This window comes from Actinomycetota bacterium (genome assembly GCA_013152275.1).
Lineage (GTDB): Bacteria > Actinomycetota > Acidimicrobiia > Spongiisociales > UBA4744 > BMS3Bbin01.
In genome coordinates this window covers 1-4,469 of the sequence record JAADGS010000082.1, presented here as the reverse complement: position 1 = coordinate 4,469, position 4,469 = coordinate 1, and the positions used below count along the sequence as shown (strand labels likewise).

The following is a 4,469-nucleotide window of genomic DNA, read 5'->3' as shown; positions in this document are numbered from 1 at the left end:
CCCTTCAGGGGGAAGTGCCGAGTCTTCGAGGCGATGGGGGTGTTCCCGCGGGGGGAGGCTCTACCCCATCGACCTCGGCCACTTCCCCTGCTTGGGGAAGCATGAAGTGAGCGACTCTTTGCTTCCCCCTTCAGGGGGAAGTGCCGAGTCTTCGAGGCGATGGGGGTGTTCTCGCGGCCGTGCGGGGGAGGCTCTACCCCGTTTCCTTCGGTTCGTTGTTCGCCTCGGGGGCTTCCTCTGCGAGCGTAGGGTCCTTGCGGTCTGCGAGCGCCTGTTCGAGGGTCGTCCAGGCGAGGCCCGCGCACTTGATCCGCACCGGGAACTTGCGCACGCCCTGGAGTGCCTCGAGGTCGCCGAGGGCCGCGCCGGGCCGGTCGGGGTCGAGGCCGGCGTCGCCCTGCTCGATGTCCATCATCGCCTTGAACCGGCGGATCAGAGCTTCGACCTCGGGGATCGTCTTGCCGTTGATCGCCTCGGACATCATCGACGCGGATGCCTGGCTGATCGAACAGCCCTGGCCGGTGATGGCGACGCCGGTGATCGTGTCGTCGGTGATGGTGAGATCGAGGGAGATATCGTCGCCGCACAGCGGGTTGTGGCCTTCGCCGTGCGCGTCGCAGTGCTCGATCCTCCCGCGGTTACGCGGGCTGCGATAGTGGTCGAGGATGACCTGGCGGTAGAGGTCCTCAAGCGACACCGAAGATCTCCTTTGCATGGTGCAGACCGTCGACGAGGGCATCGACGTCGCTCGGCCGGTTGTAGACGTAGAAGGAGGCCCGTGCCGTGGAGGGCGCGCCGATCGAGCGTGCCAGAGGGCGGGCGCAGTGGTGGCCGGCACGGATGGCGATCCCGTCCCCGTCGAGGATCGTCGCGATGTCGTGCGGGTGGATGCCCTCCATCGTGAAACTGACGACCCCGCCCCGCTGGTCGGTGTTCGGCGGTCCGTAGATCCTCAGTCCGTCGATTTCGCCGAGACGGGCGAGCGCGTAGGCGGTCAGCTCCTTGTCGTGGGCGGCGACCGTCTCCATCCCGATCGCCTCCAGGTAGTCGATCGCCGCCGCAAGACCGACCGCTTCGACGAACGGTGGGGTCCCCGCCTCGAAACGGTGGGGGATCGGCGCCCACGTCGAGGATTCCAGTTGCACATCTTCGATCATCTCGCCGCCACCCTCGAGCGGTTCCATCTCCTCGAATCGATCCATGCGACCCCACAGGACGCCGATGCCGGTCGGCCCGAGCATCTTGTGCCCCGAGAACGCGACGAAGTCCGCGTCGAGGGCCGCCACGTCGACGGGGGAGTGCGGGACGAGCTGGGCGGCGTCGACCACCACGAGGGCGCCTCGCTCTCTGGCGAGCGCAGCGATCGCGGCGACCGGCGGGATCGTGCCGAGCACGTTCGACATGGCGGTGAGGGCGACGACCTTCACGCCGTCGTCGAGGAGCCGGACCAGCGCGTCCACGTCGAGCCGGTAGTCCTCGGTGAACGGCGCGTAGACGAGTTTGGCGCCCGTGTAGCGGGTGAGGAGCTGCCACGGCACGACGTTGGCGTGATGCTCCATCAGCGTCAGCAGGATCTTGTCGCCGGCCTCGAGATGGTTCAGACCCCAGCCGTACGCGACGGCGTTGAGACCCGACGTGGCGCCACGTACGAAGGCGACCTCGTTCGGGGAGCCGGCATGGATGAAGCGTGCCGCGGTCGCCCTGGCCGCTTCATAGGCGGCCGTGGACTCCTCGGAGAGCGTGTAGGCGCCACGGTGCACGTTGGCATAGTGGTTGCGGTACACGTCGTCCATGGCATCGAGGACCTGGATCGGTTTCTGGCTCGACGCCGCAGAGTCGAGATACACGAGCGGCTTGCCGTGAATCAGACGCGACAAGATCGGGAAGTCGTCGCGAACGTGCGAGAGGTCCACGTTCACACCGCGGCCTCGGCGACGAAGCCCTCATAGCCGCGTTCCTCGAGCAGTTTCGCCAGGTCCGGTCCGCCGGAGGTGATCACGCGACCGTCGGAGAAGATATGGACGAAATGCGGAGTGATGTAGTCGAGGAGGCGCTGATAGTGGGTGATGATCAGAAAGCCACGTTCGGGGGTCGCCAGGCGGCTCGCCCCTTCGGCGACGATCTTGAGGGCGTCGATGTCGAGCCCGGAGTCGGTCTCGTCCATGATCGCCAGCTCCGGTTCGAGCAGGGTCATCTGGAGCAGCTCGTTGCGTTTTCGCTCCCCGCCGGAGAAACCCTCGTTGAGGTATCGGTCCGCGAACGAGACGTCCATGCCCAGGTCACGCATCGCGTCGGTCAGCGCGAGGCGCATCTCCAGGATCGTGTAGTCGATGCCCTTGCGGTTCGACAGGGCGGTCCGCAGGAAGTTCACCAGCGTGACGCCGGGGATCTCCTCGGGGTACTGGAAGGCGAGAAACATGCCGAGGAGCGCCCGCTTGTCGGGGCTGAGATCGGTGATGTCCTCTCCCTTGAAGAGGATGCGACCTTCGGTCACGGTGTAGACCGTGTTGCCCATGAGCACGTTGGCGAGCGTCGACTTGCCCGAGCCGTTCGGGCCCATGAGCGCATGGATCTCGCCGCGCTCGACCGTCAGGTCGACGCCCTTGAGGATCTCGGTGCCGTCGATGCCGGCGTGCAGGTTCTCGATCTGAAGGAGGGGTTGGTCGGACATGACCCTCAGCCTACTTAGCCCTATGCGCGTAGTGGAAAATACGGTTCGGGGGCCATGGTAGCGGGCGCTCGGAGTCGGCCGGCCGGGCCGGGGAGTCTCAGCTCGGCGTGCCCGGCTCGGCGAGGGACGCTCGCACCGTCGATTCGACGTTCATCTGCATGGTGGTCGAACCCGTCCCCTCCGAGGAGTCGATCGCCATGTTCATCGTCAGCGGGACCGTGTAGGTTTGCTCGACCTGACGGACGAGGCCGGCTTCCTGATCGAACCAGTAGGTGCCCAACGCCGAACTTTCGCCGACCGAGATCACGAAGTCGATCGTCGGGACGTCGATCGAGGTGTTCTCTTCTTCGGCCATCGAAGAGAACCCTTCGAGCAGGGCCTGGAACATCTCGCCGAGGTCGATGTCGATCCCGGACGCTTCGGAGGTGAACTCGATCAACGCGACGTCGTAGCCTTCGATCGTGTCGAAGCCGGTGACCGTGTAGGTGATCGTGCTGACGACCGTCTGGTCTGCGTCGGCGAGGTACTTGGACTGCTCGTCGGTCCAGGTGTCACCGAGGGCGAGGGGGCGGTCCGGGAACGCCGGGCCGAACGGCTTGTCGAGCACACCCGAGGTGAGACTGCCGATCATCGTGAACGGGTCGCCGAAGAACGGCATGTCGTCGGGGAGCGGCTCGTCGTTGACCGTGACGGGATGGCCGTACTGGTCGAGGATGATGGTCGTGTCGGGCGTCGATGAGGTTCGGGACCGTGCCGTCGTCGAGATCATGGCTCGATGCGGGTACACCGTCGATCGTGCCCTCGACAGCGAGCTCGTCGAAGACGCCCGTGATGTGCAGCGCCGTCGTGTCCGGCTCGGGCCCCTCGGAGATGTCGTAGGTGAGCGAACCGGCGATGTTGGTGCGCACGTCGACGCTGCTCGGGCTGTCCTGGGTACCGAGCAGGCCCAGATCGCCTTCGACGGTCGTGTCCATCGTGATGTGCTGGTCGAGATCGATGTCGTAGGTGTGGGAGTCGCCCGCCGCGTAGGAGTAGGTGTAGAGGACCGGCTCGGCAGGCAGCGTCGTGGTCGTCGGCGCCGTCGTCGGGGTGGTCGTGCTGGTCGTGGTGGTCTGCGCCGCGCCACTCGCACACGCAGTGGCGATCAGGGCAAGAGCGACGATGAGGATGCGTGTGCGCAAGAGTATTCCTTCGATAGCGGGGGAACGCGTGCGATTGTAGGGGAGCACGTGCCTCGTGGGAAGACCATCGGACAAGAGGGCAGATTCCTTGAGGGCGGGGAGGCGGCTCTACCCCATCGACCTCGGCTCGTTCCTCGCCTCGGCCACTTCCCCTGCCAGGGGAAGCAAGAAGAGGGGTCAGATGTGACCTTCCCACTCGTTGAGATCACCTTGCATCACTGCGAGGATCGCGTCGAGAACGACATCGACTTCCTCGAAGACCTCCTCGTTCCAGAAACGGAGGACCCGAAACCCAAGGTCGCGAAGGTAGGAGTCTCGTTCACGGTCATAGCTGCTGTTCGCATGCTGGGAACCGTCGAGTTCGACGATCAGGCGATGCCCGTACGTGAGGAAGTCCACGATGTAGCGGCCGATGGGTGCTTGTCGCCGCCACCTGGTTCCCAGGCCCCCGTGCGACAGGTGCCACCAGAGGACGCGTTCGGCATCGGTCATGTCGCGGCGGAGTCTGCGGGCCCGCTGGATGGCGAGCGGGTGGCGCGGCGGGAGGTCCATGGGCCCACCGTGCCCCAGCGAACGGTCGACTTCAAGATCCCCGTTTCTTTCTTCCCCCTCAGGGG

General features: G+C 65.6%; 6 protein-coding genes. All 6 read right to left on the bottom strand.

What is annotated here, in order from left to right; translation table 11 throughout:
- Nucleotides 1-193: 193 nt before the first annotated feature.
- Nucleotides 194-697 (bottom strand): SUF system NifU family Fe-S cluster assembly protein, encoded by a 504-nt coding sequence (locus GXP34_13150; GenBank protein ID NOY56912.1) that lies wholly within the window; start codon nucleotides 695-697, stop codon nucleotides 194-196.
- Nucleotides 687-1,913, bottom strand: coding sequence for a cysteine desulfurase (locus GXP34_13145; protein NOY56911.1), 1,227 nt, complete (start codon nucleotides 1,911-1,913; stop codon nucleotides 687-689). The genes GXP34_13150 and GXP34_13145 overlap by 11 nt, the downstream gene beginning before the upstream one ends.
- A 2-nt stretch (nucleotides 1,914-1,915) precedes the next feature.
- Nucleotides 1,916-2,671, bottom strand: coding sequence for a Fe-S cluster assembly ATPase SufC (sufC, locus tag GXP34_13140; GenBank protein ID NOY56910.1), 756 nt, complete (start codon nucleotides 2,669-2,671; stop codon nucleotides 1,916-1,918).
- 97 nt (nucleotides 2,672-2,768) lie between these two features.
- Complete coding sequence (locus GXP34_13135) at nucleotides 2,769-3,278, bottom strand: hypothetical protein (protein NOY56909.1); 510 nt, start codon at nucleotides 3,276-3,278, stop codon at nucleotides 2,769-2,771.
- Nucleotides 3,223-3,852, bottom strand: a complete 630-nt coding sequence (locus GXP34_13130) for a hypothetical protein (protein ID NOY56908.1) — start codon at nucleotides 3,850-3,852, stop codon at nucleotides 3,223-3,225. The genes GXP34_13135 and GXP34_13130 overlap by 56 nt, the downstream gene beginning before the upstream one ends.
- Before the next feature lie 177 nt (nucleotides 3,853-4,029).
- Nucleotides 4,030-4,404, bottom strand: coding sequence for an endonuclease domain-containing protein (locus GXP34_13125; GenBank protein ID NOY56907.1), 375 nt, complete (start codon nucleotides 4,402-4,404; stop codon nucleotides 4,030-4,032).
- Between the last annotated feature and the right edge of the window lie 65 nt (nucleotides 4,405-4,469).

Coding starts and splice junctions, on each gene's coding strand:
- GXP34_13125 (NOY56907.1), bottom strand. CDS start 4,404: ATGGACCTCCCGCCGCGCCACCCGCTCGCCATCCAGCGGGCCCGCAGA.
- sufC (NOY56910.1), bottom strand. CDS start 2,671: ATGTCCGACCAACCCCTCCTTCAGATCGAGAACCTGCACGCCGGCATC.